Below are 26,108 nucleotides of genomic sequence, written 5' to 3'. Positions count from 1 at the left end.
CTGAGCGCCGAACGCCGCGGTCAACTGCTCGACGTTCTGGGCGACCTGGCTGGAGAAGGGGTTTGATCGCGATGGCTGTCAGGATCGAGTTGTGGATCGACGGCCGCGGGGTCGATGGGGCTGAGCAGTGGTGGGACGACATCGAGGCCGCCCTCGCAGCTGACGACAGGGAAGCTGAGTTTCCGATGCTCGGCCGGGTGGACGCCTACGGGGACGTGCTGTTCGAGCGCGCGGAGCTAGACGCGCTGGCGGCCGACGTCCGGCGGTTCATGTCCCACGCTCCGGAGAGTGTTCGCCCCTTGCTGGAAAGGCTCACCGAGCTGTGCGAAGAAGGCAGCCGGAGCATGAGGGCGGAGCTGCGCTTCCTCGGCGACTGAAGGTCCGAAAACCGTTCGGCGCGGCGTAGGTCCCCGGTGGGGATCGGCGGTACACGGTCGGCCTACGGGACAGTTCCGCGCGGACGGTGCTCGACTCGCCCGTTCAGACCGCCGCGCCGGACGCGATCCTTGTTGCTGACGGTGCGTTCCTGCAACGACTCGAGCTCGATGCGTTCTGGGATCTGCGCATCTACGTCGACGACAGCTTCGAGACGGTGCTCCGCCGAGGTGCAGCCCGCGACGCGGCCTGGATGGACTCGGCGGCGGCTGCCGAGAAGCGCTACCGCAACAGGTACATCCCAGGAGAGCAGATGTACGTCGACCAGGTCCGTCCCGCTGAACGCGCGCAACTGGTCGTGAACAACGAGGACCCGGCCAACCCGACCCTCACCCGCCGCTGAGTCGCATGGACTCGGGACACCCGCCGGAACTGGGGACACTCGCCGGGGACTGGGGACACGTAATTGCGTGTTCCGGGTAGCCATTTCCTATTCCCAGTTCGGGTTAGGTGGTGGCCTGGCGGGCTCGGTGGGCGGCGGCTTTTACTCGGCTTTGGCATTGGGGGGAGCAGAAGCGGCGTTGGCCGTTCTTCGATACGTCTACGAAGACGCGGTCGCATTGTGGGGCTGCGCAGACGCCTAGGCGGCCGGCCAGGTCGCTGCCGACGGCCAGGGCGAGACCGGCGGCACAGCCGGCTGCCCAGCCGTTGGCCAGTTGTTCGTCGGGGCCGTGGAAGTGGAGGCTCCATGGGCGGTCCTTGCCGCGGTCGAGTTGGGGGCGTGCGTTGGTGTCCACCAGCAGCGCATTGATCTCCTCCGCGGCGGCGTCCAGGTCGCCGGAGTTCGCGGCCTCGAAAACGATCCGCATCCGGCCCGCGAGCAGCTTCAGGCGCCGCGCGTCGTCGACCGGAACGGACTTCGGCGGATGGCCGATCGCAGTCAGCGCCTCGGCGACGGCTGCCGTGATCGCCTCGGGTTCGTCGGGCGGCGCGGCGTAGGCGACGCCGCCGAAGTACCCGGGGGTCAGCCGGTTCACGTACTCGACCGAGGCCGCCAGCACACTTCGCGCGTGACTATCAAAAGACACTTGACCGGTCATGGTCCCTCTCCGTAGGCTCTCGCGTGACCGATCATATCCGTTTAGACAGTCATGGAGTTGTGATGAGTGCTGTTTCCGCCACGACGGCGCGTGGGCTCTCCAGGGCGGTGTGGATTCTGGTCATCGCCCGCGCGGTGAATCGGATCGGCGCGTTCACGCTTCCGTTCCTGGGGGTGGTACTCGCGGTCGAGTTCAAGGCTTCGCTCGGACAGGTCGGCCTGATCCTCGCGGTCTTCGGTGCCGCGACGATCCCGTCCCGGCTGCTCGGCGGTCAGTTGGCCGATCGCCTCGGCCGCCGCCGTACGATCGTTTTCGGGCTGGCAGGTTGTGCGATCGCCCAGTTGTGGATCGCGCTCAGCCACTCGTTGTGGTCCGCCGTACTCGCGACGATCCTGCTCGGCCTCGCGTTCGAGATCTACGAGCCGCCCAGCCAAGCGATGATCGCCGACGTCACCGAGCCGGACGATCGCCCGGCGGCGTACGGCCTTTACAGCGCCGCACTTGCCGCGGCGGGTGTCCTGGCCGGCCTGCTCGCGGCTGCGATCAGCCATCTCGATCTCCGCTGGCTGTTCGTCGCCGACGCGATCACGTGTCTGTCCTGCGCCGCACTGGTCGCGCTTGCGCTTCCGGCCGACGTACGCCGGGAGCGCCCAACGGATCGCCCTGCGGCAGCCTGGAGAGACAGGCGACTACTCCTGCTCCTCGCGGGCGGCACGGTGTTCGCCACGATCTACATGCAGCTCGTCATCGGCGTACCGCTGACGTTGCTCGAGCAAGGACTCCCGAAGTCGGGCACCGGCATCATCCTCGCCGTCTCCGCGATCACCCTGATCGTCGCCCAACGTGTGCTCCGAGTGCAGCACCTCGACGACTTCCGGGCGATCGCGATCGGCTACCTACTCGTCGCTGCCGGTCTAGTGGTCAGCGCGGTCGCCCACAACCTCGGCGTGTTCCTGCTCGCGTCGGTCCTGTGGAGCCTCGGCGAACTGTTCCTGCTGACCCGCTACCTCACCCAGGCCTCCGGCCTTGCGCCCGAGGAGACCCGCGGCCGCTACCTCGCGGTCTTCGGCCTGAGCTGGGGCATCGCCACCACCATCGCCCCGATCACCGTCACCCAACTCCTCGAAACCGCAGGCCCCAAGGGCCTCTGGTTGACAAGCGCCGCGGTGGCCCTCGCACTCGCGATACTTCAACCATGGGTCAGGCGACGGCTCGATCCGGATCGGAGGAATGGTGACCGACGCATCGCAACCGACGGGTGACCTGGACGTGGAGGCCGTCATTCAGGAACTGACGGAGATCGGCAAGGCCGGGAAGTACCTCGACGACGGCCCCGGTGAGGCCCGTGCCCGCGAGCTCGGCGGTCAGCTGGACAGCCACGGCGGGGTCCAGGGGATGCGTGCAGCGCTCGCCCAGGTCGCATCCCGGCTGCCGGATCCTGGCGCCGCCCGTGAACTCGAGTACGCATGGGACGGTGTCGGCTCCTGGTTGGGCTGACGCCCTCAGCTACGCGGCTCGAGTCTGACTGTGAGGCCCTTGGCGACTGGGGTGTTGCTGCCTTTTGCGAGGTCGTCGGCGGACATCAGGACGTTGGTTTCGGGATAGTACGCCGCCACGCAGCCACGGGCTGTCGGGTACGACACCAGCCGGAAGTGCGAGGCCCGTCTTTCGACGCCCTGGAACTCGCTCACGATGTCGACGTACCCACCGTCCTGCAGGCCGAGCTCGGCCAGGTCGTCCGGGTGCACGAAGACGACCTCGCGCGTTCCGTTGATGCCGCGGTACCGGTCCTCGAGGCCGTAGATCGTGGTGTTGAACTGGTCGTGGCTGCGCAACGTCTGCAGCAACAACCGGCCAGGCTCTGTCGGCAACCAGGTCAGGTCGTTCGCGGTGAACTGCGCTCGCGCGTCGGACGTCTTGAACACGCGCTTGTCCCGCGCCGCGTGCGCCAGCAGGAATCTGCCGTCACCCTCCCGCAGCCGCTGCTCGTAGTTCTCGTAGCCGTCCGCGACCCGCCCGATCCGCTGCCGGATCAGGCTGTAGTCATCGGCGAAATCGGCCCACGGAATCTGCCCGACATCCGGTACGACGGCCTGCGCCAGACCGCACACGATCCCGATCTCGGACTTCAACTCCGGCGCCGGCGGGATGAGGTTGCCCTTCGACAGGTGTACGGCGCCCTGCGAGTCCTCGACGGACACCGATTGCGGACCCGCCGCGGTGTGGTCGTGGTCGGTCCGGCCGAGTGTTGGCAGGATCAGCGCCTCGCGGCCTGTGACGGTGTGCGATCGGTTCAGCTTGGTGGAGACGTGCACGGTCAGGTCGCACTGCCGGAGCCCGCGATGCACGACCTCGGTGTCCGGAGTCGCGGACGCGAAGTTGCCACCCATGGCGAAGAACACCCGTACGTCGCCGTCGCGCAGACGCTTCACGGTCGCGGCGGCGTCGATGCCGTGCTCACGCGGGGAGGTGAAGGAGAACTCGTGATCGAGCCGGTCCAGGAAGGCGTCCGGCATCCTCTCCCAGATCCCCATACTGCGGTCGCCCTGGACGTTGGAGTGGCCGCGCACCGGGCACGGGCCCGCGCCCGGCTTGCCGATGTTGCCCTGCAGGAGCAGCACGTTGACGATCTCGGTGATCGTCGCGACCGCCTCGCGGTGCTGTGTCAGCCCCATCGCCCAGCACACCACGGTCGCCTTGGACCGGATGAAGCGCTGCGCCAGCTCCTCGATCTCGGCCTGCCGCAGGCCGGTGGCCTGCTCGACCGCGGGCCAGTCGAGCTCGGCGTTGTGCTTGGCGTACAGCTCGAAGCCACTGGTGTGCGACTCGATGAACGACTTGTCCAGCACGGTGCCCGGCTTCGCCGCCTCGGCCTCGAGCAGAAGGTGGCCGAGGGCAAGGAACAGGGCCTGGTCGCCGCCGATCCGGATCCGCAGGTGCTGGTCGGCGAGCTGCGTGCCCTTGCCCACCAGACCGCGCGGCTTCTGCGGGTTCATGAAGGTCATCAGGCCGGTCTCGGGCAGCGGGTTCACCGCGACGATCGAGGCGCCGTTGCGCTTGGCGGTCTCGAGGTGGGTGAGCATCCGCGGCGCGTTCGTGCCCGGGTTCTGCCCGACGACGACGATCAGCTCGGACTCTTCGAGCATCTCCAGCGTGACCGCGCCCTTGCCGCTGCCGATCACCCGCAACAGCGCCGTACCGGACGACTCGTGGCACATGTTCGAGCAGTCGGGGAGATTGTTGGTGCCGTACGCGCGGACGAACAGCTGATACAGGAAGGCGGCCTCGTTGCTGGTCCGGCCGGAGGTGTAGAAGACGGCGTCGTTCGGGTCGGCGAGGGCCTTCAGGTGCCGGGCGACGACCCGGAACGCCTCGTCCCAGCCGACCGGCTCGTAGTGCGTGGCGCCGGCCCGCAGCAGCATCGGTTCGGTGATCCGGCCGAGTTTGCCGAGGTCGAACTCCGAGATCCGGTTCATCTCCGCGACCGAATGCGAGGCGAAGAACTCCCGCGGCACCCGTTTGCGGGTCGCCTCCCAGGCCACCGCCTTCGCCCCGTTCTCACAGAACTCCGCGGTGTGCTTGTGCTCCGGGTCCGGCCAGGCGCAGGAGGGGCAGTCGAACCCGCGGTCCTGGTTCATCTTCAGGAAGGCGCGGCCGGTGCGCACCGGCCCCATCTCGCGGAGACCGAACTTGAACGACGACAGCACGGCGGGCACGCCGGCGGCCTTCTGCTTCGGCTGTTCGATATCGACCATGTTTCAACAATAGGTCCAGCTATCGTGACGCGCTGCCCTGATAGCCAAGGTTGTGGATGAGTGGCTCGCCGGGCTATGCCGCCGCGTCGGGTTGTGTGGCCGCATCCCATAGTGCGCGGGGGTCCGGATTTCTACAGTCATCGGCCATGGAGACCCGTCGAGCCCTCGTCACCGGCGCCGCGTCCGGGATCGGTGCCGCGTGCGCCCAGCGCCTGGCCGCGGACGGCGTCCACGTGGTGGCCGTCGACTTCGACCAGGCCGGTCTGCAGACGCTCGGCGCGCTGGACGGCGTTGAGACGGTCGTGGCCGACCTGTCGGACCTTGAGCGGCTGTCCGACCTCCCGACGGATGTCGACATCCTGGTGAACAACGCCGGCGTACAGCAGGTCGCACCGGTCGAGCAGTTCCCACCGGAGCGGTTCAGCTACATCCTGCGGCTGATGCTGGAGGCGCCGTTCCGGCTGATCCGGCAGACGCTCCCACACATGTACGGCGCCGGCTGGGGCCGGGTGGTGAACATCAGCTCGGTCCACGGGCTGCGGGCCAGTCCGTTCAAGGCGGCGTACGTCGCTGCGAAGCACGGACTGGAGGGACTCAGCAAGGTCGTCGCTCTCGAAGGTGCTGCGCACGGTGTGACCAGTAACTGTGTGAACCCGGCGTACGTCCGGACGCCACTGGTCACCGCGCAACTGGCGGACCAGGCCGCGACCCACGGCCTGTCCGAGTCAGAGGTGCTGGACAAGGTCCTGCTCGAGCCGGTCGCTGTGAAGCGGCTGATCGAGCCGGACGAAGTGGCAGAGCTGGTGGCCATGCTGTACGGCCCGGCGTCCGCCTCCATCACGGGGAGCTCGTTCGTACTCGACGGCGGCTGGACCGCCCATTAACTCAGGAGCCCGCCCAATGACAGCTACAGAACCAGTGCGCACCCGTTCGTCGATCGTGCGGGTGGTCGGCGCGAGTCTCGTCGGTACGACGGTCGAGTGGTACGACTTCTTCTTGTACGGGGTCGCCGCATCGGTGGTGTTCGGCGACCTGTTCTTCCCGAAAGGCGAGGAGCTCACCGGAACGCTGCTGAGCTTCGCCACGTTCGCGGTCGGTTTCTTCGCCCGCCCGATCGGCGGCGTGGTGTTCGGGCACTTCGGTGACCGGCTGGGCCGCAAGCAGTTGCTGGTGCTGTCGCTGCTCATGATGGGTATTGCCACGTTCGCGATCGGTCTGCTGCCGACGTACGCACAGGTCGGTGCGCTAGCTCCCATCCTGCTGACGGTGCTCCGGCTCATCCAGGGGTTCGCGCTGGGTGGTGAATGGGGAGGCGCGGTACTGATCGTCTCGGAGCATGGTGATCCGGCGCGACGTGGCTTCTGGGCGTCCTGGCCGCAGGCCGGTGCGCCAGCGGGTCAGCTGATCGCCAACGGCGTACTGGCCGGGTTGGCTGCGTTCCAGACCGATGCGGCCTTCGACTCGTGGGGCTGGCGCATCCCGTTCCTCTTGTCCGCAGTACTCGTGCTGGTGGGGCTCTGGGTGCGGCTGCGCATCGAGGAGTCACCTGTCTTCCAGGAGGCGCGCGCTCGTTCGCAGGAGGAGCCGGCAGAGAAGCTTCCGATTCTCGAGGTGCTCACGCGGTACCCACGTGAGGTGCTGACCGCGATGGGTGCGCGGATGGCGGAGAACGTCAGCTACTACATCTTCACCATCGTGATCGCGACGTACGCGAAGGAACACCTCGGCATGGGCAAGTCCTTCGCCCTGAACGCCGTACTGATCGCCGCGGTTGTGCACTTCTTCGCCATTCCGCTCTGGGGCGCGCTGTCGGACCACATCGGCCGCAAGCCCGTGTACCTCATCGGCGCGGTCGGTGTCGGTGTCTGGGCGTTCCTGTTCATCGCCCTGGTGGACACTCGCAACTTCGCCCTAGCGACGCTCGCTGTGACAGTCGGCCTGGTGCTGCACGGTGCGATGTACGGACCGCAGGCGTCGTTCTTCACCGAGCTGTTCGGGACACGGGTGCGGTACTCCGGGGTGTCGGTCGGCTACCAGCTCGCATCGATCGTCGCGGGCGGTCTGGCGCCGTTCATCGCGGTCGCATTGCTCAAGGCGTACGACTCCGGCTACGCGATCGCTGTGTACGTCGCGGCCTGTGCGGTCATCTCGATCGTCGCAGTGACGTCGTACTCCGAAACACATCGTCGGGACCTCACTACGCTGTAGAACCATGGAGGAGCTTCTGCGGCTGCTGGCTGAGGATGCGTCCGGCAGCGAGCTGGCCCGGGCGGCGGGCGAGGACGCGGTGGCACGCGACCTCGCCCTGCGGATCCGGGCGGGCATGGACGCCAGCAAGAAGCGTGAGGCCGAGCTGTCCGCACTGGTCGATGTGGCACGGGAGCTGGCGTCCGCCCGCGATCCTGGCGGCGTACTGCACACCATCGTCCACCGCGCCCGCACACTCGTCGGCACGGACGTCGCGTACCTGACCCTGTACGACGAGACCCGTGGCGACACGTACATGCGGGCCACCGACGGCTCCGTCTCGGCCGCGTTCCAGCAGTTGCGGTTGCCGCTCGGCGCAGGACTGGGCGGACTGGTCGCGGAGACCTACAAGCCGTACTGGACCGCGGACTATCCCTCTGACCACCGCTTTCGGCACACCACGCCGATCGACGACGCGGTCGGCGAGGAAGGGCTGGTAGCGATCTGCGGTACGCCGTTAGTGGTCGACGGAGCGTTCGTCGGTGTGTTGTTCGCGTCCAACCGGACACGACGCCCGTTCAGCCGTGACGAGGTGTCGCTGCTCGGTTCATTGGCCACACTGGCCGCGGTGACCCTGGTGCAGGTACGTGCCGCGGCGGAGACCGCTGCCGCACTGGACCAGCTGTCTGCTGCACATGCGGGGGTCGAGCACGCAGCCGCCGCGCACGACCGTTTTGCGGAGATCGTGTTGTCAGGCGGGGACGTGGACGCCATCGCCGCCGCACTGGCCGAGCTGCTCGACATGTGGGTCGTACTGGTCGATGCCAGCGGCAACGAGCTGGCAGCGGCCGGAAACGTCCCCGGTACGCCGGTGCCCTGGCAGGAGTCCGAGTCCGGTCGATTGACTCGCATCGGTGACTGCTGGGTCGTGGCAGCGACCGCGAAGGGCGAACGGCTCGGTGCGCTGGTCATTGGCGGTGCCGACGACCTGTCAGGCGCAGACCAGCGCATCGTCGAGCGAGCAGCCGTCGTCACCGCCCTGGTTCTGCTGTTCCGTCGACAGGCCGCTGAGCAATCCCAACGTGCACAGGCAGACCTGTTGGCCGACGTACTGAGCGGAAGCGCCGATCCGCGCGCTCTGACCGATCGACTCCGGTTACTCGCACCCAACCATCGGAACGATCCCCTGGTCGTCGCAGTGTGCCGTGGCGACCACACCGCCGTACGTGCTCGGCTGTCCGCGCCACTGGAAGACAGACTGGTGCTGTCTGGTCCGTACGGCGGGGACCTGGTGCTGCTGTTTGCTCGTACGAGTGCCGTGTCCACTGCACGTGACCTGTCCGAGCTGGCCAAGCGCACCGGCGTCACAGTCGCTGTCACCGGCCCCGCGACCTGGGGAGAGCCCTTGGTCGAGGCACACCGGCAAGCATCTCGCCTAGTCACCACGATGGTCCGCCTGAGCCGCTTTTGCGAATCCGCCACACCTGACGACCTGGGTGTGGCCGGTCTGGTCGGTGCCTCCGAGGTCGACGTCCGCACCCACGTGCACCATGTGCTCGGCAAGGTCCTCGACTACGACACCCAACGAGGCACCGACCTCATCGGCACCCTGCAGGCCTACTTCGCCGCCGGCCAAAGCCCAACCCGAGCCGCCACCTCACTCCACATCCACCCCAACACAGTCCAACAACGCCTAGACCGCATCACCGCTTTGCTAGGCGACGGATGGCAGTCACCGGACCGCGCCCTCGACGTCCAAGTAGCCCTCCGCCTCCACTCCGCCCTCGGCTGATCCCTGTCAGGCGTTCGGCTGACGCGACGTCGTCCGAACGATGCGGCCTGTCATCCGTTCACCCGCTGTGACGAAATCCCCCTGACGGCCACTCTTAGTGCCAGGTCAGCGCCGTAAGCGATGACAGCGAGTGGCGCAGGGGGTGGGTCAAGATGTCGGACGGGCGGATCATCACCGTCTTCGCAGCCAAAGGCGGCTGTGGAAAGACGACGATCGCGACGAACCTGGCCGTCAGCTTGTGGGCCTTCGGTGCCCGTCGGGTCTGCCTCGTGGACCTCGACCTGCAGTTCGGCGACGTGGCCATCGCGCTCGGAATGCGCTCGCAACGCAGCCTGTGTGATGCGGTCCAGTGGACCGGCTCTCTGACCGTCGAACGCGTCGCCGGACTCATGACGCCGTTCCGCCCGGGCCTGGACTGCCTGCTCGCTCCGACAGGTCCTGGCAACGCGATGCAGATCCCGCACACCCTCATCGACGAACTCCTGCCCGTACTGCGTGATGCGTACGACTACGTAGTCGTCGACACGCCGGCGCAGTTCAACGCGTCCGTACTTGCGGCCTTGGACGCGGCCGACCACCAGGTGCTGGTCGCGACGTCAGAACGGCCGTCGCTGAAGAACCTGCGGCTGACGCTCGACGTCCTCGACCTCCTGTACGACGCGAGCGCTCGGTCGGTCGTGGTCAACCGGTCGGACCGTCGGGCCGATCTGACCGCGGCCGACGTGGACCAGCTGGTCAGGACTCCGATCACGGTCCAGCTCCCCAACTGGACCGACGTACCCGCCTCCATCAACCGCGGCGAACCCATCACCGTCGGCTACCCGGACCACCCCGTCAGCCAGGCCGTGCGCGAGTTCGCCGACGTCCTGGTCGCGAGCGACGGGAGGTGCAGCCGCGATCCGCCCTCCGCGTAGCACCACCGTCACATCCATCAAATCCTTTGCACAGAAAGAGAAAACCAATGCTCAACCGAATCCAGAAAGCCCGCAACAACCAGTCCGGCTTCACCCTGATCGAACTCCTCATCGTCATCGTCATCCTCGGCGTCCTCTCCGGCATCGTCGTCTTCGCGGTCAAGGGCATCACCGACCGCGGTGACCTCGCCGCCTGCAAGACGGAGGTCAAGACCATCGCTGTGGCCGAAGAGGCTCACTTCGCCAAGACCACGCCGGGTGCGTACGCCGATCTCGCGGGGCTCGTGACTGATGGGCTGCTGCGACCGGGCCCGACCAAGTACGTCCTCAGCGCCAGCGCGACGGACGGCTCAATCGCGATGAAGGCCGGTGTGCCTGTCGGTTGCGACGCTGGCTAATCCGCAGATCTCCGGTGGGGAGGGGTTTCCCCAAGGGCCCTTCCCCGCCGGTTCCACGCTGTACACCAACTACCTGGAGAAGCACCATGATCAGTCTTGCTCGTGGCAGCCGGGTCGACCTGCTGCTCGAAGAGCTCTGGAACGCCGGCGGCACCGACCTCCTGCTGACCGCGGGCATGCCACCGCAGCTGCGCGTCCACGGACGCCTGTACTCCGTCAACGGCCTGGACGCACTGACCCGCGACGACACCGACACCCTTCTCGACGAGATCCTGACCGCCGAGCAAAGCGCGGAATGGAACACCAAGCACGAACACGACTTCTCGTTCTCCTGGCGCGACGAGGCCCGGATCCGCGGCAACGCGTTCACCCAGCGCGGTGACACGGCGGTCGCGCTCCGGATGATCCCGCGCCAGATCCCGACCATGGACGAACTCGGCCTGCCGCCCGTCCTGTACGACTTCGCCCGCAAGCACCAGGGCCTGGTCCTGGTGACCGGCCCGACGGGCTCCGGCAAGTCGACGACCCTGGCCGCGATGATCGGGCAGATCAACACCGACCGCGCCTGCCACATCATCACTGTCGAAGACCCGATCGAGTACGTCCACGACCACAAGCTCTCCGCGGTCAACCAGCGCGAGGTCGGCAGCGACACCGCCAGCTTCCCGGACGCACTGCGCTCGGCGCTCCGCGAGGACCCCGACGTACTGCTGGTCGGTGAGATGCGGGACCTGGAGTCGATCCGGTTCGCGCTGACCATCGCCGAGACCGGTCACCTGGTCTTCGCCACCCTGCACACCAACGACACGGCGCAGTCGATCGCCCGCATGATCGACGTGTTCCCGGCCGAACAGCAGTCCCAGGTGCGAGTACAGCTCGCCGCCGCACTGACCGGAGTCGTGTACCAACGGCTGATTCCGCGGATCGGCGGTGGCCTGATCGCGGCGTACGAGGTGATGGTCGCCGACGCCGCCGTACGCAACCTGATCAAGGAAGGCAAGACGCACCAGCTGCGCAACTCGGTCGTCACCGGGCAGCGCGACGGCATGCTCACCCTCGAACAGTCGCTGTCCACCCTGGTGCAGAACGGCATGGTCACGTACGACGACGCCGTCGCTCGCAGCCTCTACCCGAAGGACGTCGAGGCGCGGCCGCGCCTCCGGGCGGGGGTGCCGGCATGAAGCTCCGCAAAGCCGCCCCCGAACCCCGGCACGCCGCGCCGAACGCGCGACCCGAGGTACTCCCGGCCGCCACCGAACAAGACCTGCACATCGAGCGGACCAAGGCTCGTCACCTCGCCGAGCAGCACAACCTGGAACTGGTCGACCTGCGCACAGCCAGCCCTGACCCGACTGCCGCAGCCCTGATCGACGAACACACCGCACGCAGTCTGGTCGCCGTACCGCTCGAGGTCCGTGACGACGTCGTCACGGTCGCAGTGGCCGACCCCTCGGTGGTCGAGGATCTGCAATCCGCACTCGGCCGGCGGGTGATCGTCAAGCTCGCGGCACCGACCGATGTCCTTCATGCGATCGGTACGGCGTACCGCGCCCTGACCGGAATCGACGATCGGGTGAAGGTCTTCGAGGCCCGCGACGCGGTCCGCAAGGATTTCCGTGACGATGCTCCCGGTGCCAGCGACGACGCGCCTGTCGTGCAGGTCGTCCAGCTGGTGATCACCCAGGCGTTGCGTGACCGGGCGTCCGACGTACACATCGAGCCGCACGGCGAACGGGTCCGCGTCCGCTACCGCATCGACGGCGCGCTGCACGACGTACTCGAGCTGCCAGGGTCGATCGGCCCGGCGGTGGTCAGCCGGATCAAGATCCTCGCCGACCTCAACATCGTCGAGCGCCGGCGCCCGCAGGACGGCCAGATCAGCATGGACGTCGAGGGACGGCCCGTAGACATCCGGGTTTCCACCACGTCGGTGATCGGCGGCGAGAAGGTGGTACTGCGGTTGCTCGACAAGAGCCGTCCGCTGTACCAGCTGGCGCAGCTCGGGATGCCGGACCACATGGCCGCGACGTACTCCAACCTGCTCAGGGCGCCGTACGGCATGGTCATCTGCGCCGGACCGACCGGCAGCGGCAAGACCACGACGCTCTACGGATCGCTGGGTGAGATCAACAGCCCTGAGCGCAACATCATGACGATCGAGGACCCGGTCGAGTACACCTTCGACTCGATCAACCAGATCCAGATCAACGAGGCGGCCGGCATCACGTTCGCCGGCGGTCTGCGATCGATCCTACGGCAGGACCCCGACGTGATCCTGGTCGGCGAGGTCCGCGACGTGGAGACCGCGCGGATCGCCGTACAGTCGGCTCTGACCGGTCACTTCGTGCTCTCGTCGTTGCACGCAACCGATGCCGCGACCGCGCTGCATCGCCTGTTGGACATGGGGATCGAGACCTTCTTGATCGCGTCCTCGGTCACCGCCGTGGTCTCTCAGCGTCTGGTACGGCGGGTCTGCGCGAACTGCCGCGAGTACTACCAGCCGAAGGCCGAGGAGCTCGCGTTCCTGGCCAGCGTGGGTGGTGCATCGCCGGTGGACGGCTTCATCCGTGGCGCCGGCTGCAACTTCTGCACACACACCGGCTTCCTCGAGCGGACCGGCGTCTACGAGCTGATGGCGGTGTCCGACGCGATCCGCGAACTGATCGTGGACCGCGCATCGCACGACGAGATCCGCAAGACCGCTCGCTACGAGGGCATGCGGACCCTCACGGAGGAAGGTGTGCGGCTGGTCGAATCCGGCGTCACCACTCTCGGCGAGGTCATGCGTTCCATCTACATGGTCGGGAGCTGACCGATGACCAGGTACGCGTTCGTCGCGATCGCGCCCGACGGGCAGGTCGCGAAAGGTACGACGAAGGCGGAGACCCAGGAGGAGGCCGAGCTGGCGCTGTACGAGCGCGAGCTCCGGGACATCCGGGTCACCGAGAAGCGTGGGATCCTGCAGTTGGAGATCACGCCGCGCCGGGTGAAGCGCGAAGAAGTCATGCACCTGTCCCGGCAGCTGGGTGCCTTCATCAAGGCCGGTCTGCCGCTGATCGACGCCGTACACTCACTGGGCGAAGAGGCCGACAACGCCTCGGTCCGGCGGATGATGACCGAGGTCGAGCACGGACTGCGCGGCGGCGAGAAGCTGTCGGACTGCTTCGACCGGCACCCGAAGATCTTCCCCGAGTACTACCGCGGCATTCTCCGCTCGGCCGAACTCAGCGGCCAGCTCGAGTCGGTGCTCCAGCAACTGGCGAAGTACCTCGAGCGCGACCTGGAGGCGCGGCGCAAGGTCAAGCAGGCGATGATCTATCCGACGATCGTCGCGCTGATGTCCTTGGTCACTGTGGTCGTGCTGTCGGCCTTCGTGCTGCCGCGGTTCAAGGACTTCTTCGCCAGCCTGCACGCCACCCTCCCGCTGCCGACCCGGATGTTGCTCGCCGTCACCGACTTCTTCACAGCCTGGTGGTGGGCGGTCGGCGGCGGCGTCGCTGTCCTTGCGCTTCTGATCCTCGGCATCATCCAGACTCACGGCGGCCGCTACGTGCGGGACAAGCTGTTCCTCGCGCTGCCGGTGCTCGGCAACACGATCCAGTTCGCGCTGGTCGAACGGTTCTGCCGGATCCTCGCGTCGATGGTGGGCGCCGGCGTGCAATTACCGGAGGCTCTTCGCGTGGCGACCGGTTCGCTTCCGAACCTTGTGTTTCGGCGCTCTCTCGGTGAGGTGGGCGAGGCACTGCTGGAGGGCGAGGGGCTGGCTCGTCCGCTTGCCGCGACCAAGCTGTTCCCCAGAACTGCGGCCCAGATGATGCGGGTCGGCGAAGACACCGGAACCCTGGACATCCAGCTGGAAGTCACCGCCGAGTACTACGAGGGCGAGCTCGACTACAAGCTCAAGAAGCTGATCGGCCTCTTCGAGCCGCTCGTCATCGTCGTCATGGGCGTCATCGTCGGCTTCGTCGCCGTCGCCCTCGTCTCCGCCATGTACGGCATCTTCCGCCAGGTCCAGACATGACCAGGCCACCATCATCGGATGAGACCGGCGAGACGCTTCTCGAAGTCTTGATCGCTGTAGCCATCATGGGCATCGCCGTGGTGGCGATCATGGCCGGTCTGACCACATCGATTCTGATGTCCGATATCCACCGCAAGCAGGCTACTGCGGGGACCTACGTTCGTGACTACGCGGAGGCTGTGCAGACCTCGGTTGCCGGAGGCACCTACGGCAGCGCGGCGGACGACTACGCGCCGGACAAGGTTGCTTTCGAGGTTCCGCCAGGGAGCGGGCTCATCGCGACAGTGGATGCCATGACGTGCTGGAGCGGTAGCGCATGGCAGTCGTGCGGCCTGGGCGACACCGGCCTCCAGCGGATCGCGCTCAAGGTCACCGACAACAAGCGCGTGACCGAACGCCTTGTGACGATCGTGCGGAAACCGTGAGGGGAGTGCTGATGTCAAGGACACGTCGCCGGCCACGATCCGATGCCGGTTTCACGATCGTGGAGTTGCTGGTCGCAGTTGTGATCCTCGGTGTGATCACTGTTCCGCTGTCGAACGCGGTGATCGGGATCCTGCACAACGCACAAGGGACGAGCGCCCGGCTCGAACTGTCCCACGATGCACAGATCGCAGGGGCATACTTCGCCGCCGATGCCGCGACCTTGGGCGTCAGGGACTACGTCACGGAACCCGTCGGTGGCGGGGTCGCGTTCAACCGCTCCTTCTACGTGGGATCAGGAGGTCCTGCCTGCGGCCCGTCGTCGATCGTGAAGATCCTGTCGGACAACTGGCAGGGCGGCTCCGCCGCGACCGATGTGGTTTCGTACTTCGTCGACGGGACCGATCTTCGAAGGGCCAAGTGCGAGCGCGGATCGACGACGCCGTCCTCGAACACCGTGGTAGCGCATCACGTCAAGACGGTCGGTGCGCTGAAGTGCAAACCGTCTTGTTCCGACAACGCCCCACAGACTCTCGAGCTGACCTTGACGGTCGCCACAGCTCAGGCCGACGACTACACCTTCACCCTCTCGGGACAACGGAGGCAGACATGATCCGCCGCAGGCATCGCGATGAGACCGGCGCAGCACTGGTGCTTGTGCTTGTCATCATCTCGATCCTCGCCTTGGGCCTGGCCGGGCTCCTGTCCTTGTCCGACACGAGCGTCCGTACGACGATCGGTCTGGACGAGCAGGCCGCAGATCAGTACAACGCGGATGGTGCGACGAAGGCCGCCATCGGCAACCTTCGCAACGGCAAGTTCAACAACGACGTAACCAGTACCACGTACCCCTACTGCTTCGGCAACGGCGTCGGCGGAAATCCCGGTGCCGAACTGCCGCTGCCGAACTTCTACCCACCTGCGGGCAAGGTCCAAAGCCAATCTTCAGCGGCTGTCAGCTGTGCGCCGGATCCAAACAGCGGGGCCGCGGGGGGACTGGTGCCGATCCACGAGGACAACAAGCCAGGCAACGCCATCCTGACCCTGGGACAGGTAGCCGGCGAGGACGGCATCAACATCAAGGCGCTGGCGAAGAACACCAAGAACGAGCCGGTTCCGTTCAACGTTCGCGGTCAGATCGTCTCGGATTCGAACATCAATGTCGTCAGCGGCACCCTCCAGAGCAATGTCAGCGTACGGGCGCACTCGGGCTGCAGCGGGACGATCATCAGCAACCCGGCGCCGCTGTGCGCTTCGAGTACCGTTGGCGATCCCAACTATCAGACCGAACTGGCCTTCGACCCCGACCCCAATGCGGTGGCAAAAGCCTTGACCCTGCAGAAGGTTCCGAGCACCTGCCCGGGAAAGATCGTGACGTTCACCGCGGGGTACTACGACGACGCCAACGCGCTGTCGCAGTTGATGGACGGGACCGGATCGTGCCGTGGAAGCGTCTGGTGGTTCCAGCCGGGCACCTATTACTTCGACTTCAAGAACAACGCGAACCCGTTGCTGTCCAAGCAGAGCGGCGACGTGTGGACCATCAAGGACGCCGGCAGTCAACTGGTCGCGGGGTCACCTTGTGTCAACCGAGTGAACCCGAACACGACCCGCTGCACCCCGACCCCCAAGCCGCAGGTACCCGCTCTGACGCCGGGGGCATGTCAGAGCCCGGCCGAGAACGACGACACGCGTTACCCCGGCGTGCAGTTCATCTTCGGCGGCGACAGCAGGCTCACAATCGCGGCCGGTGACGTCGAGATTTGCGGCACCTGGCACGACCACCGGCCACCGATCGCCCTGTTCGGCCTGAAATCAGGTACGGCGACCGACGCGTCCCAGACTGGACTCAGTCTGACCAAGGTCACGACGCCGGGTGATTACGGCGCCAGTGCGACGGTGGCTGCCCTCGGCGCCGCAGGTGGCGATTTCGCCACCTGGAAGAGCAAGAAGAACAATGACAGCGGAAGCATGACCGTCGAAGGGTTCGCGCCGGCGACCCCGATCCCGGCTGGATCGATGCTGAAGTCGGCCACCGTTCGGGTCACGCACCGGCACGCGCTCGGATCGACGGATGCCTTGTCCGTGACTGTCACTCCGACCGGCGGGAGCCCTCTGGCGGCGGCGAGCGCAACAGGCGTGGTCGGCCCGAGCACCTTCAAGGAGACGCCCATTCAGGTGGACACGAGCGGAGACGGCTCACTGGCCGACCAGATCTACAAGGGAACATTCAGCGGTGCCAAGATCGCGCTGACGACGGGGCTCCTGACGACCGGAGACATCGAGGACATCGACACGATCGCGCTCGACCTGGTCTACGTGCCGCCGGCGTTCCGGGGTGAAACCGAGACCTCGGTTCCGGGCAACTGTCTGACCCTGGCCTACACCGGCGGTGGCGGGCCGTGCGCGGTGTTCTCGACCACCACCAACTACGCGGACAAGTTGTATCTGCAGGGCACGACGTACACGCCTGCCGCAGTCGTCGACATCACCTTGAGCAATGTCACTCAGCAGGTGCTGCGGTTCGGATTGGTCTCCCGGGCTCTGTACATCAAGGAGACCGGCGCGCTGTCCTATTCGGGGCCCGTGATCGAGTTGCCGGACAATTCACTCGGCTACGGACCGGGCGGGACGATCGTGTATCTCAGCACCTACGTCTGTCCCGGCAAGCCGAGCTGCAGCTCGTCGACAGGCACTTTGCTCGTGCGGTCGAGAGTGTTCCTCTACGACCCGAGTGGCACGCCCGAACCTGTCAGCAGGAAGGTGGTGATCCAGAGTTGGTCTCGAACACGCTAGCTGTCCTGGCCGGGCTGCTGGGGCTCGTTGTCGGGTCGTTCCTGAATGTGGTGGTGTATCGGGTGCCGCGGGGGGAGTCGATCGTCAGTCCGCCGTCGCATTGTCCGCGGTGTGGGAGTCTTGTGCGGGCCAGGCACAACGTGCCCGTGGTCGGGTGGGTGTTGCTGCGCGGGCGGTGCGCGGACTGTCGGCTGCCGATCAGCGTGCGCTATCCGCTCGTCGAGCTTGTTACGGGGCTGTTGTTCGCCGCGGTGGCGTTGCGGTTCGGCGGTACTGCGGCGCTACCGGCGTACCTGTGGTTCGCCGGTGTCGGTGTGGCGCTTGTGTTGATCGATCTCGACGTACGGCGGTTGCCGAACGTGATCGTGGCGCCGTCGTACCCGATTCTGCTGGCGCTGCTCGTCGGGGCCGCCGCGTGGGATCACGATTGGCGGGCGCTGATACGCGCTGTGATCGGCGGTGCGGTGCTGTTCGGGTTCTACCTGCTCCTGGTGGTGGCGTACCCGGCCGGGATGGGCTGGGGTGACGTCAAGCTGTCCGGCCTCGTCGGCGGCGTACTGGCGTACCTTTCGTGGCAGGCGTTGCTGGTCGGTGCCTTCGCGGCCTTCGTGCTCGGTGCGGCCGTCGGCCTTGTGGCGATGGGGATTGGGCGCGGTGGCCGGAAGACTGCGCTTCCGTTCGGGCCGTTCATGATCGCCGGCGTCCTGCTCGCCGTCTTCGCCGCGGGCCCGCTGTCCGCGTGGTACGAAGCGCTCCTCGTCTGAGGGTGCCCGGCCTCCGCAACTTGGTTACGGAACGTTTAGGTTGTTTAGATTAAAAGCACCTGTTTCAAAATGCGTAACGATCCGTGAGCGGGCCCGATGATAGTTACAGCAGGTGACGCTCGTCACGCTGTGCTGGGGGACTCAACGGGGGCAGAAATCATGGGCAAGCCGATCACGGTCGTCGTCGTCGACGGCCACACACTGACCAGGTACGGACTGATCCGGCTGGTCAGTGCGGACACCGACATCAAGATCGTCGGTGAATGCGGCCTCGCCGCCGACGCGCCAGCCCAGATCGCGGCCGCGGTCCCTGATGTGGTCGTGCTCGACGTCGTGCTGCCGGATGCCGACGGCCTCCGGCTCGCCCGGGAACTGCGCGACAGGCATCCAGCCTTGGGGATCGTCGTACTCACCTGCCACGACGAGGACGACATTCTGTTCCGGGCCTTGGAGACCGGGGTGTCGGCGTTCGTGGCCAAGACCGCCCCGAACGCCGAGTTGCTCGGGGCGATCCGGCACGCTGCGGTGGCGTCCGCGTCCTTTACCGCGACCGGTCTTGCATCGGCTCTCGCCCGACGCGGGCAGGTTGCCTTGCACCCGGCCGCCACTCTCGCCCTCAGCCCGCGAGAGCAGGAAGTCCTGTCGTTGCTGGCCTGCGGGCACTCGGTGCCGACTATCGCGGCCTCGATGTTTGTCAGCCTGTCGACGGCCAAGACGTACGTGTCACGCCTCTACGACAAGCTCGGAGCGACGAACCGGGCCAACGCGATCATGGCCGGGCTGCGCCTCGGTCTGATCAAGTCCGAGTTGAGTGCTACCGCCTAGGGCACCAGGACGAGTCGGCCGCGCACACCGCCCGCAGCCACGCGCTTGTAGGCGGCTGCGGCCTCGGTGAGCGGGTGAACGTCCGCGACGCGAGTGGAGAGCGCTCCTGCGTCGACGAGTCGCACCAGTTCCTCCAAATCACTGCGGTTCGCTTGCACGAGGATTTGCTCCACGCTGATCCCTCGAAGGTGTGGTGGGCATGGTCCTCCTTGTACATGCACATGGCGGCCGCCGTTGCGTACAGCCTCCTGTGCGCCGACACCGACCACCGCTGCGTCCACCAGGGCGTCGACGCCGGCCGGTGCGATCCGCCGTACGGCTGTAGCTAGGTCCTGCGACCGGTCGACGAAGTGTTCCGCGCCCATCAGCCGCACCAGTTCCTCGTCGTGCGCGCTGGCGGCGGCGATGACGGTCAGGCCGAGGTACTTCGCGATTTCTACTGCGTACCCGCCCACTCCTCCTGCGGCGCCGGTGACCAACAGCGTCTGACCTGGCTCAGGCTCGAGCGCCTTGATCGCCTGCAGCGCTGTCAGACCGTTGAGGCCGAAGGTCGCAGACTCGACCAATGAGAGTCTGTGGGGCGCCGGCACTACGGTGTCCGCGTCCAGCACCACGTACTCCGCATGAGTCTTGAGATCGCGCCCGAGCAGGTCGGCAACTCCGACCGCCGCGTCCCCGATGTGAAGTCGGCCTCCGCGCGTGGTTTCGCCGCGGCCACCGTTCTGGGTCGGTCCGACGGCGTCCACAGTGCCGGCGACGTCCCAGCCGAGGCCGAACTGCTGCCTCGCAGCAGTCAGGCCGAACTCGACCAGCGCCCCGGTAGTGACCGCCAGATCCACGGGGTTGATCGCGGCGGCTGCGACCTTGATCCGGATCTGGCCTGCGGCGGGTTCGGGTGCGGCGGTCTCGATCAGTTCGATCGCTTCCGGCCCGTCCAGGCGGCGGGCTACCAGTGCGCGCATATCGTTCTCTCCTCGTGGTGTCTGGGACTGCACCACTCTCGGAGAGCTACTCTCTCCTGGGAAGTACGCACTTCGGAGTGCGTTCCGTACGTCGAGGAGAGCCATGCCGACCCGCACCGCAGCACAGCTCCGCGAAGAAGCGGCGCGCGAGTACGACGCGTTCCTGGCGACCTGTCCTGCGCGGCAACTTCTCGACCGCATCAGCGACAAGTGGGTGACGCTCGTACTGACCGCCCTCGCGGACGGCCCGCAGCGCTACTCGGACCTGTCGCGCCGCATCGCCGGTGTCAGCCAGAAGATGCTGACCCAGACCCTCCGATCCCTGGAACGCGACGGCCTCCTGACCCGATCGGTCACGCCATCCGTCCCCGTCCGCGTCGACTACGACCTCACACCACTGGGCCGCACCCTGATGCCACTCATCTCCGCCATCAAGTCGTGGGCCGAAGCCCACATGCCCGAAGTAGCCGCCGCCCGCAGCACCTACGACGCGAGCACCCCAGCATGACCACTTCGGACGGGGCAGACCGTCGGGTGGTGGTGGTTGTCGTGCCGGACGCTGGGACCTGGGCTCCGCCGGGCAGGGACTCCGAGGCGTGGCGGTTGGCGATGGCCGAGGACACGTACGAAGTGATCGCCGCGCTCGACCGGGTCGATGTCGCGGTCGCAGTCGCCGGCAACGAGAACGCTGTGGCCGAGGTGCGCGCACTGACCTGGCCCGGCACGCCGACGTACGCCGTCGATCCCGATCGGCCCGTCGTGCATGCAGTGGAACTCGCCGGCCCCGCCGCAGCAGTGGTCGCGGTGTCGCACGACGTACCGGATCTTCCCGGGCTGCTCATCGGCAAGCTGTTCCGTGCCTTGAGCAATGCCGACATCGCCGTCACGCCCGCCGAGGACGGCTCGCTGGCGGCCATCGGGGTGGGGCTCCCCGTCGCCGACTGGCTCGTCGAACTCGCCCCGACGTTCGACACCCCACTCGAACTCCTCGAGGCCCGCAAACCCCGCCGTCACGCCGTGGCGATCGGGCCCGGCTGGCACCGTCTGCGATCGAATGCTGACCTAGCGCGACTGGATCCCGGCCTCGAAGGCTGGGACGCCACACGATCCATACTTCGTCACTCCTGAGCCGTCACCTTCTGCTCACCCGCTCGTTCACCATGCAACGGGGAACACGGGCAGTACGGGGAAGCCCGAACTGATCGCCGATGCCGTTCAGGGGCGGTACCCGACGACGACCCGACCGCACCGGGGGGATGCGGCTCGGGCCTGCCATACAACGGCGATCGCACCACAACGGCGTGCCGCAGTCGGGGGACTGCACACATCGGCACCACCCCGGGGACGCTGTATCACGGGGAACGCTGTGCCAACGGGGGATCGCAGTACGACCAGGGGAAAGGCACGGGGGTGCCTGGAACCGCTTTACCAGCAGGTGATCACAGCACGGGGGACAGTACGACGGGGATGTGCAGGTGGTTGTTGCGGGGCTGAGGGGGAGTGCCCTGCTGTGGGGAGGTGGGCCGGCTGACTTGAGTCGGCCCACACGCCTGTGTTCCTCGGGCGGTCAGGGCTGCGGGATCTGGTGGTTGGCTCGGGTTGAGAGGCTCTGGACGCTGGTGTCGGTGTCAGCCGGAAGGGCGTTCAACGGGAACCACGCCAGGTCGTCCGACTCGTCGCTGACGACGTACTCCGTCGTTGTCGCGGTGACCAGGAACTGCACGTCGAGGTGATACGCGCCCGCGCAGCCGCCGGCCTGCAGGAGGTGGCGGGAGAGCTGGAGCGGTTCACGATTGACCGTCAGACCCGGGAGCCCGGACTCCTCAGTCGCTTCGCGTAGGGCAGCGCCGCTCAGCGTGGTGTCGCCGGGCTCACAGTGGCCGCCGAGTTGGAGCCATCGGCCGACTGTCTTGTGCAGGGTCAACAAGGTGTTCTGACCCGTGCTGTCGACGACCAGGGCGCTCGCCGTCACATGCTCCGGTCGGCAGCTCCGCCACATCCCGTCGGGATGCGTCGCCAGGTGCCGCAGGTAGTGCGCCCGCAGCTCCTCCTGCTCCGCATCCGGTGCATGCCACCGCTCCAACACCTCAACCGCATCCCCATGAAGCACCCCGCAAGTCTCCCCATCCCGACCCAAACACTCTCAGGCGGGGTGGGACGACCGCACCGAGGCGGGGGTGAGCGACCGCACCGAGGCGGGGGTGGGGCGACCGCACTCAGGCGGGGGTGGGGCGACCACACTCAGGCGGGGGCAGGACAACCCCACCGAGGCCGGGGGTGGGAAGACCACACTCAGTGGGGGTGGGACGACCACACTGAGGCGAGGTTCGGCGACGGCTATTGGGTTGGGGTGTCGCCGGCTGCTCCGTGGGGTGTTGTTGCCCTTACTTGGTGGGGTTGTCGCCGTCGTCGTCCTCGGGCTTCTCGGATGTCTCTTCGTTGAGGAAGTCGCTGATGTCGATGTCCGAGAGTTCGCCGGCGTGCTGCGCGAAGCCGATCGGGTCGTCCAGGTCGCTGGTGCTCGGGATCAGGTCCGGGTGGGACCACAGGTTGTCCCGGCCGTCGACACCGCGGGCGTCGCGGACGGCGGCCCACAGGTTCGCGGCGTCACGCAGGCGGCGCGGCCGCAGTTGGAGACCGACAAGGGTCGCGAACGTCTGCTCGGCGGGACCACCGGCAGCACGACGACGCCGCACCGTCTCGGCAAGCTGCACCGCAGCGGGCATCCGATCCTTCGTCGCCTCCCGTACGACGTCATCGACCCAGCCCTCGACCAGGGCCAGCGTGGTCTCGAGCCGGACGAGCGCCGCCTTCTGCTGCGCCGAGTCCTCAGGCTCGAACAAGCCGCCGGCGAGCGCTTCCTGCATGGCTTCGGGGTTCTGCGGGTCGATGTCGGCCATCGCCCGCTCGATCTTTCCGGTGTCGACCTCGATCCCGGCCGCGTAGTCGGCGACCGCCGCCAGCAGATGCTGGCGCAGCCACGGCACCCCGGCGTACAGCCGCTGGTGCGCGACTTCACGCAGCGCCAGGTACAGCCGGACGTCCTCGTCGGTCAGCCCGAGGCCGTCGGCGAACTTCGCCACGTTGTCCGGCAGCAGGATCGCCTGGCCGGTCGGACCCAGCGGAAGCCCGATGTCGGACGAGCTGACGACCTCACCGGCGAGCTCGCCGAGACCCTGTCCGACCTGCGCTCCGAAGACCGAACCGCCCAGCTGCCGCAGCATCCCCGCCATCGGGCCGGCGAACTGCTGCGCCTCGGCGGGCAGCGCGTTGCCCATCGCGCCCGCGACGTGCTCCGCGACCGGATCGACGATCGTCTGCCAGACCGGGAGCGTGTTCTCGACCCACTCGGCGCGGCTCCAGGCCGCGGAGGTCGCGGACACCTCGGGAAGGGTGGTCGCGTCGTCCAGCCAGTGCTCGGCGAGGCGGACCGCGTCCGCGACCCGATCGCTGTCGGTGGACGTCATCGACCGGTCGCCGGCGGTGGAGACGGTCTTGCGGGCGATGTCCTTGGCCAGGTCCCAGTTCACCGGCTTGCCGTCGGTGGACCCGCTCAGCATCTGCTGGACCTGGGCGAAGATCGCGTTCAGGTCCGGGGCGCCGCCCGCGCCGGCCGCACCGGAGAACTGCTGGAACATGGCCTCGAACGGCGTTCCCTTGAACGGGTTGTCCGGGTTGTCCGGTTCGTCGCTCATTGGAGGGCCTTCCTGTGCGGGTGGGGCGTACAACTCCAACGTACTGGTTCCGTCCATCAGTTCCTCGCCGGGTGAACGGACAACCGTCCCTGTTCGCCGCAGGCAGAGCCGAACTCCGGTCCCGGGAGGTAGGTGAGGAAGGCAACGGTCTCTCCCGGTGTACGCCGTACCACGCACCGCAGCCCGTAAGTCGGGACGCGGAGAGGGAGGGGGTGTGCTGGACAGGGAGGGTGGGAGGGAGAATTGCAGTACGAGGGGCTGGAATGGTGGGGGATGCAATGGTGTGGTGTGAGCGTGGGGACCTGGCCGGAATGAGGAACGGATGAGCGACGCGATCAGACTGCTGGACATTCGCGACAGTGCGTTGTCCAGCGACGAGGTGCTGGCGGCTGTCGCGGACCCGACGGCGGGTGGAACTGCGCTTTTTATCGGCACTGTGCGCAACCACGACCAGGACAAGCCAGTCGACCGCTTGAGCTACGAGGCGCATCCGGACGCGCTGGAGCACCTGCGAAAGGTTGCGCAGCGTATTTGCGACGACCCCGCGGTGACCGCGCTGGCCGCCGTCCACCGGACCGGGGACCTGGTGATCGGAGACGCCGCCGTGATCGTGGCGGTGGCGGCGTCGCACCGGGACGTGGCGTTCACCGCCTGCCGGCAGCTGATCGACGACCTCAAGGCCGAGGTCCCGATTTGGAAACACCAGCTCTTCACCGACGGTGGCAGCGAGTGGGTCGGCGCTCACTGACCCGTACGCTGGGCGCATGAAGGTGGCCGGATGAAGATTTTGGCGTGGCTGGCGTTCCCGCTGGTCGCCACGCTGCTGGCGATGTGCTGGGCGGCGTGGCGCGGGTGGCGCAGCCGTGAGCGCCGCCGGTCCGGGGCCCCCTTCGCCTCGGTCGAGGACTTCCGCCGCTTCAACGCCGCGCTCGCCGCGCCAGGCCCACGGGCCACTCCGGAACGTCGCCGTCGCCTCGGTCGTCGTAACCATCAGCCGGTCTCTTCCGAGATCCGTAGCTCCGGCTCCAAGATCGCAGGGCAGGGTTCGTGACACGTCGTACCGCCACATTGGTCACCTCGATCGTCGTGCTTGTCGTCTCGCTGGGCCTGGTCACCGCGTTCCCGGTGCCGTTCGTCTCGTTCAGCCCCGGGCCCGTCAAGGACACCCTGGGATCGGCGAAGAACAAGCCGGTCGTCGAGATCAGCGGCCACGAGACGTTCCCGACCACGGGCCAGCTCGACCTCACGACCGTCTCGGTGACCTCGCCCGACCGGCAGCTGACCCTGCCGCAGGCGATGCGTAACTGGCTCGACCCGCACCACGACCTGTTCCCGCGCGACATCATCTATCCGCCGGACCAGAGCGCCGACGAGGTCGAGCAGCAGAACACCGCGGAGATGACCGGCTCGCAGGACAGCGCGGTCGCGGCCGCGCTGCAGGCGGCGAGGGTTCCGTTCCATACGAAGGTCTCGACAGTCGCCGACAACTCGCCGGCGCAGGGCAAGTTGAAGCCGGGCGACATCGTGCTGGCCGTGGACGGCAAGACGGTGACGCAGGTCCCGCAGGTCGGCGAGTTCGTCCGTAGTCACAAGGTCGGCGAGAACGTCGTGTTCCTGATCCGCCGCGGCACCGCCGAGCAGACCGTCCAGCTGAAGACCGCCGCGACGCCCGGTGACGAGACCCGGCCGATGGTGGGGATCACGATCGGCGTCGACTCGCAGGTCAAGGTGACGGTCAACCTCGGTCAGGACATCGGCGGCCCCAGTGCGGGCACCGCGTTCGCGCTGGCCATCTACGACAAGCTGACCCCGGGAGCGCTGCTGAACGGGAAGCACGTCGCCGGAACCGGGACGATCGACGCGCTCGGCCAGGTCGGCGCGATCGGCGGTATCCAGCAGAAGATCGCCGGCGCCAAGAACGACGGCGCGACGGTGTTCCTGGTCCCGGCGCCGAACTGCGCGGCCGCACTGCACGCGGACGTGAAGGGCATCCAGCTGGTGAAGATCAGCACGCTGACCGACGCCATCAGCGCCCTGCAGGCGGTCTCGGCCGGCAAGGGAGATGTCCCGTCGTGCAGCCAATGAGCTACAGGTACGTACT

27 protein-coding genes are annotated in these 26,108 nt (G+C 67.2%); 22 read left to right on the top strand and 5 right to left on the bottom strand.

The window, feature by feature from the left end; genetic code table 11:
• Positions 1-71: 71 nt before the first annotated feature.
• Both EV651_RS13925 and EV651_RS13920 read left to right on the top strand, forming a co-directional pair.
• A complete protein-coding gene (locus tag EV651_RS13925; RefSeq protein WP_133785568.1) occupies positions 72-377 on the top strand; it encodes a hypothetical protein in 306 nt (101 codons plus the stop codon).
• Between the two features lie 86 nt (positions 378-463).
• On the top strand, positions 464-778 hold the full coding sequence (locus tag EV651_RS13920) for a hypothetical protein (RefSeq protein ID WP_133785567.1): 315 nt from the start codon (positions 464-466) through the stop codon (positions 776-778).
• A 103-nt stretch (positions 779-881) separates the two neighbouring features.
• Here the strand turns inward: EV651_RS13920 and EV651_RS13915 are convergent, their stop codons facing one another.
• Positions 882-1,475: a CGNR zinc finger domain-containing protein gene (locus tag EV651_RS13915; protein ID WP_133785566.1), complete on the bottom strand. Its 594-nt coding sequence runs from the start codon at positions 1,473-1,475 to the stop codon at positions 882-884.
• Positions 1,476-1,537: 62 nt separating this feature from the next.
• Between EV651_RS13915 and EV651_RS13910 the strand changes: the two genes are divergently transcribed.
• Entirely contained in the window at positions 1,538-2,737 is a 1,200-nt protein-coding gene (locus tag EV651_RS13910; protein ID WP_133785565.1) for an MFS transporter, read from the top strand.
• A gap of 7 nt (positions 2,738-2,744) precedes the next feature.
• Positions 2,745-2,972 carry a hypothetical protein gene (locus EV651_RS13905; protein WP_133785564.1) on the top strand — a complete coding sequence of 76 codons (228 nt, stop codon included), beginning with the start codon at positions 2,745-2,747 and terminating at the stop codon, positions 2,970-2,972.
• 5 nt (positions 2,973-2,977) lie between these two features.
• Here EV651_RS13905 and EV651_RS13900 read toward each other — a convergent pair whose 3' ends face one another.
• A complete protein-coding gene (locus EV651_RS13900; protein ID WP_133785563.1) occupies positions 2,978-5,230 on the bottom strand; it encodes an FdhF/YdeP family oxidoreductase in 2,253 nt (750 codons plus the stop codon).
• Positions 5,231-5,376: 146 nt separating this feature from the next.
• Here EV651_RS13900 and EV651_RS13895 point away from each other — a divergent pair, with 146 nt between their 5' ends.
• The 13 genes from EV651_RS13895 (at position 5,377) to EV651_RS13835 (ending at position 19,350) form a co-directional block, all read left to right on the top strand.
• Positions 5,377-6,114 (top strand): 3-hydroxybutyrate dehydrogenase, encoded by a 738-nt coding sequence (locus EV651_RS13895; RefSeq protein ID WP_133785562.1) that lies wholly within the window; start codon positions 5,377-5,379, stop codon positions 6,112-6,114.
• A gap of 16 nt (positions 6,115-6,130) precedes the next feature.
• Positions 6,131-7,438: an MFS transporter gene (locus EV651_RS13890; RefSeq protein WP_133785561.1), complete on the top strand. Its 1,308-nt coding sequence runs from the start codon at positions 6,131-6,133 to the stop codon at positions 7,436-7,438.
• 4 nt (positions 7,439-7,442) lie between these two features.
• Positions 7,443-9,209 carry a helix-turn-helix domain-containing protein gene (locus EV651_RS13885; RefSeq protein ID WP_133785560.1) on the top strand — a complete coding sequence of 589 codons (1,767 nt, stop codon included), beginning with the start codon at positions 7,443-7,445 and terminating at the stop codon, positions 9,207-9,209.
• Between the two features lie 152 nt (positions 9,210-9,361).
• Positions 9,362-10,123 carry an AAA family ATPase gene (locus tag EV651_RS13880; RefSeq protein ID WP_133785559.1) on the top strand — a complete coding sequence of 254 codons (762 nt, stop codon included), beginning with the start codon at positions 9,362-9,364 and terminating at the stop codon, positions 10,121-10,123.
• 47 nt (positions 10,124-10,170) lie between these two features.
• Positions 10,171-10,521, top strand: a complete 351-nt coding sequence (locus EV651_RS13875) for a type IV pilin protein (RefSeq protein WP_133785558.1) — start codon at positions 10,171-10,173, stop codon at positions 10,519-10,521.
• 86 nt (positions 10,522-10,607) lie between these two features.
• Positions 10,608-11,702, top strand: coding sequence for a type IV pilus twitching motility protein PilT (locus tag EV651_RS13870; protein ID WP_133785557.1), 1,095 nt, complete (start codon positions 10,608-10,610; stop codon positions 11,700-11,702).
• On the top strand, positions 11,699-13,333 hold the full coding sequence (locus tag EV651_RS13865; protein ID WP_133785556.1) for a GspE/PulE family protein: 1,635 nt from the start codon (positions 11,699-11,701) through the stop codon (positions 13,331-13,333). The genes EV651_RS13870 and EV651_RS13865 overlap by 4 nt, the downstream gene beginning before the upstream one ends.
• Before the next feature lie 3 nt (positions 13,334-13,336).
• The gene (locus EV651_RS13860) at positions 13,337-14,542 is read left to right on the top strand and encodes a type II secretion system F family protein (RefSeq protein WP_133785555.1); all 1,206 of its coding nucleotides are present in this window, start codon (positions 13,337-13,339) and stop codon (positions 14,540-14,542) included.
• Positions 14,539-14,967 carry a prepilin-type N-terminal cleavage/methylation domain-containing protein gene (locus EV651_RS13855; protein WP_133785554.1) on the top strand — a complete coding sequence of 143 codons (429 nt, stop codon included), beginning with the start codon at positions 14,539-14,541 and terminating at the stop codon, positions 14,965-14,967. Before EV651_RS13860 ends, EV651_RS13855 begins: the two co-directional genes overlap by 4 nt.
• Positions 14,968-14,978: 11 nt before the next feature.
• Positions 14,979-15,578, top strand: coding sequence for a type II secretion system protein (locus EV651_RS13850; protein ID WP_166658601.1), 600 nt, complete (start codon positions 14,979-14,981; stop codon positions 15,576-15,578).
• Positions 15,575-17,761 (top strand): hypothetical protein, encoded by a 2,187-nt coding sequence (locus tag EV651_RS13845; protein WP_133785552.1) that lies wholly within the window; start codon positions 15,575-15,577, stop codon positions 17,759-17,761. Before EV651_RS13850 ends, EV651_RS13845 begins: the two co-directional genes overlap by 4 nt.
• Positions 17,743-18,525: an A24 family peptidase gene (locus EV651_RS13840; RefSeq protein WP_133785551.1), complete on the top strand. Its 783-nt coding sequence runs from the start codon at positions 17,743-17,745 to the stop codon at positions 18,523-18,525. Before EV651_RS13845 ends, EV651_RS13840 begins: the two co-directional genes overlap by 19 nt.
• A 159-nt stretch (positions 18,526-18,684) precedes the next feature.
• Entirely contained in the window at positions 18,685-19,350 is a 666-nt protein-coding gene (locus EV651_RS13835; RefSeq protein WP_133785550.1) for a response regulator transcription factor, read from the top strand.
• On the opposite strand, the gene EV651_RS13830 is transcribed toward EV651_RS13835, so the two are convergent.
• A complete protein-coding gene (locus tag EV651_RS13830; RefSeq protein WP_133785549.1) occupies positions 19,347-20,312 on the bottom strand; it encodes an NADP-dependent oxidoreductase in 966 nt (321 codons plus the stop codon). The genes EV651_RS13835 and EV651_RS13830 overlap by 4 nt on opposite strands.
• Before the next feature lie 103 nt (positions 20,313-20,415).
• Here EV651_RS13830 and EV651_RS13825 point away from each other — a divergent pair, with 103 nt between their 5' ends.
• Together EV651_RS13825 and EV651_RS13820 are read left to right on the top strand one after the other, a co-directional pair.
• Positions 20,416-20,820: a helix-turn-helix domain-containing protein gene (locus tag EV651_RS13825; RefSeq protein WP_133785548.1), complete on the top strand. Its 405-nt coding sequence runs from the start codon at positions 20,416-20,418 to the stop codon at positions 20,818-20,820.
• Positions 20,817-21,440 carry a DUF2064 domain-containing protein gene (locus tag EV651_RS13820; protein WP_202870324.1) on the top strand — a complete coding sequence of 208 codons (624 nt, stop codon included), beginning with the start codon at positions 20,817-20,819 and terminating at the stop codon, positions 21,438-21,440. Before EV651_RS13825 ends, EV651_RS13820 begins: the two co-directional genes overlap by 4 nt.
• Before the next feature lie 439 nt (positions 21,441-21,879).
• Here EV651_RS13820 and EV651_RS13815 read toward each other — a convergent pair whose 3' ends face one another.
• Together EV651_RS13815 and EV651_RS13810 are read right to left on the bottom strand one after the other, a co-directional pair.
• Positions 21,880-22,422 carry an NUDIX hydrolase gene (locus EV651_RS13815; protein ID WP_133785547.1) on the bottom strand — a complete coding sequence of 181 codons (543 nt, stop codon included), beginning with the start codon at positions 22,420-22,422 and terminating at the stop codon, positions 21,880-21,882.
• A 274-nt stretch (positions 22,423-22,696) separates the two neighbouring features.
• On the bottom strand, positions 22,697-24,007 hold the full coding sequence (locus EV651_RS13810) for a zinc-dependent metalloprotease (RefSeq protein WP_133785546.1): 1,311 nt from the start codon (positions 24,005-24,007) through the stop codon (positions 22,697-22,699).
• Positions 24,008-24,329: 322 nt separating this feature from the next.
• On the opposite strand from EV651_RS13810, the gene EV651_RS13805 reads away from it, so the two are divergent.
• The 3 genes from EV651_RS13805 to EV651_RS13795 are packed head-to-tail and all read left to right on the top strand — an operon-like array spanning position 24,330 to position 26,092.
• Complete coding sequence (locus EV651_RS13805; protein ID WP_133785545.1) at positions 24,330-24,755, top strand: molybdenum cofactor biosynthesis protein MoaE; 426 nt, start codon at positions 24,330-24,332, stop codon at positions 24,753-24,755.
• A 30-nt stretch (positions 24,756-24,785) separates the two neighbouring features.
• Positions 24,786-25,058 carry a hypothetical protein gene (locus EV651_RS13800; RefSeq protein ID WP_238156867.1) on the top strand — a complete coding sequence of 91 codons (273 nt, stop codon included), beginning with the start codon at positions 24,786-24,788 and terminating at the stop codon, positions 25,056-25,058.
• Positions 25,055-26,092, top strand: a complete 1,038-nt coding sequence (locus EV651_RS13795; RefSeq protein ID WP_133785544.1) for a PDZ domain-containing protein — start codon at positions 25,055-25,057, stop codon at positions 26,090-26,092. Before EV651_RS13800 ends, EV651_RS13795 begins: the two co-directional genes overlap by 4 nt.
• The last annotated feature ends 16 nt before the right edge of the window (positions 26,093-26,108 follow it).

The organism is Kribbella sp. VKM Ac-2571 (assembly GCF_004362255.1).
Classification (GTDB): Bacteria; Actinomycetota; Actinomycetes; order Propionibacteriales; family Kribbellaceae; genus Kribbella; species Kribbella pratensis.
Note: the sequence above shows the minus strand (reverse complement) of the source record. Positions and strands in the feature narration are given on the sequence as shown.

Coding starts and splice junctions, on each gene's coding strand:
- EV651_RS13895 (WP_133785562.1), top strand. CDS start 5,377: ATGGAGACCCGTCGAGCCCTCGTCACCGGCGCCGCGTCCGGGATCGGT.
- EV651_RS13870 (WP_133785557.1), top strand. CDS start 10,608: ATGATCAGTCTTGCTCGTGGCAGCCGGGTCGACCTGCTGCTCGAAGAG.
- EV651_RS13810 (WP_133785546.1), bottom strand. CDS start 24,007: ATGAGCGACGAACCGGACAACCCGGACAACCCGTTCAAGGGAACGCCG.
- EV651_RS13830 (WP_133785549.1), bottom strand. CDS start 20,312: ATGCGCGCACTGGTAGCCCGCCGCCTGGACGGGCCGGAAGCGATCGAA.
- EV651_RS13910 (WP_133785565.1), top strand. CDS start 1,538: ATGAGTGCTGTTTCCGCCACGACGGCGCGTGGGCTCTCCAGGGCGGTG.
- EV651_RS13925 (WP_133785568.1), top strand. CDS start 72: ATGGCTGTCAGGATCGAGTTGTGGATCGACGGCCGCGGGGTCGATGGG.
- EV651_RS13900 (WP_133785563.1), bottom strand. CDS start 5,230: ATGGTCGATATCGAACAGCCGAAGCAGAAGGCCGCCGGCGTGCCCGCC.
- EV651_RS13850 (WP_166658601.1), top strand. CDS start 14,979: ATGTCAAGGACACGTCGCCGGCCACGATCCGATGCCGGTTTCACGATC.
- EV651_RS13855 (WP_133785554.1), top strand. CDS start 14,539: ATGACCAGGCCACCATCATCGGATGAGACCGGCGAGACGCTTCTCGAA.
- EV651_RS13880 (WP_133785559.1), top strand. CDS start 9,362: ATGTCGGACGGGCGGATCATCACCGTCTTCGCAGCCAAAGGCGGCTGT.
- EV651_RS13865 (WP_133785556.1), top strand. CDS start 11,699: ATGAAGCTCCGCAAAGCCGCCCCCGAACCCCGGCACGCCGCGCCGAAC.
- EV651_RS13860 (WP_133785555.1), top strand. CDS start 13,337: ATGACCAGGTACGCGTTCGTCGCGATCGCGCCCGACGGGCAGGTCGCG.
- EV651_RS13825 (WP_133785548.1), top strand. CDS start 20,416: ATGCCGACCCGCACCGCAGCACAGCTCCGCGAAGAAGCGGCGCGCGAG.
- EV651_RS13845 (WP_133785552.1), top strand. CDS start 15,575: ATGATCCGCCGCAGGCATCGCGATGAGACCGGCGCAGCACTGGTGCTT.
- EV651_RS13875 (WP_133785558.1), top strand. CDS start 10,171: ATGCTCAACCGAATCCAGAAAGCCCGCAACAACCAGTCCGGCTTCACC.
- EV651_RS13885 (WP_133785560.1), top strand. CDS start 7,443: ATGGAGGAGCTTCTGCGGCTGCTGGCTGAGGATGCGTCCGGCAGCGAG.
- EV651_RS13805 (WP_133785545.1), top strand. CDS start 24,330: ATGAGCGACGCGATCAGACTGCTGGACATTCGCGACAGTGCGTTGTCC.
- EV651_RS13915 (WP_133785566.1), bottom strand. CDS start 1,475: ATGACCGGTCAAGTGTCTTTTGATAGTCACGCGCGAAGTGTGCTGGCG.
- EV651_RS13835 (WP_133785550.1), top strand. CDS start 18,685: ATGGGCAAGCCGATCACGGTCGTCGTCGTCGACGGCCACACACTGACC.
- EV651_RS13800 (WP_238156867.1), top strand. CDS start 24,786: ATGAAGATTTTGGCGTGGCTGGCGTTCCCGCTGGTCGCCACGCTGCTG.
- EV651_RS13890 (WP_133785561.1), top strand. CDS start 6,131: ATGACAGCTACAGAACCAGTGCGCACCCGTTCGTCGATCGTGCGGGTG.
- EV651_RS13820 (WP_202870324.1), top strand. CDS start 20,817: ATGACCACTTCGGACGGGGCAGACCGTCGGGTGGTGGTGGTTGTCGTG.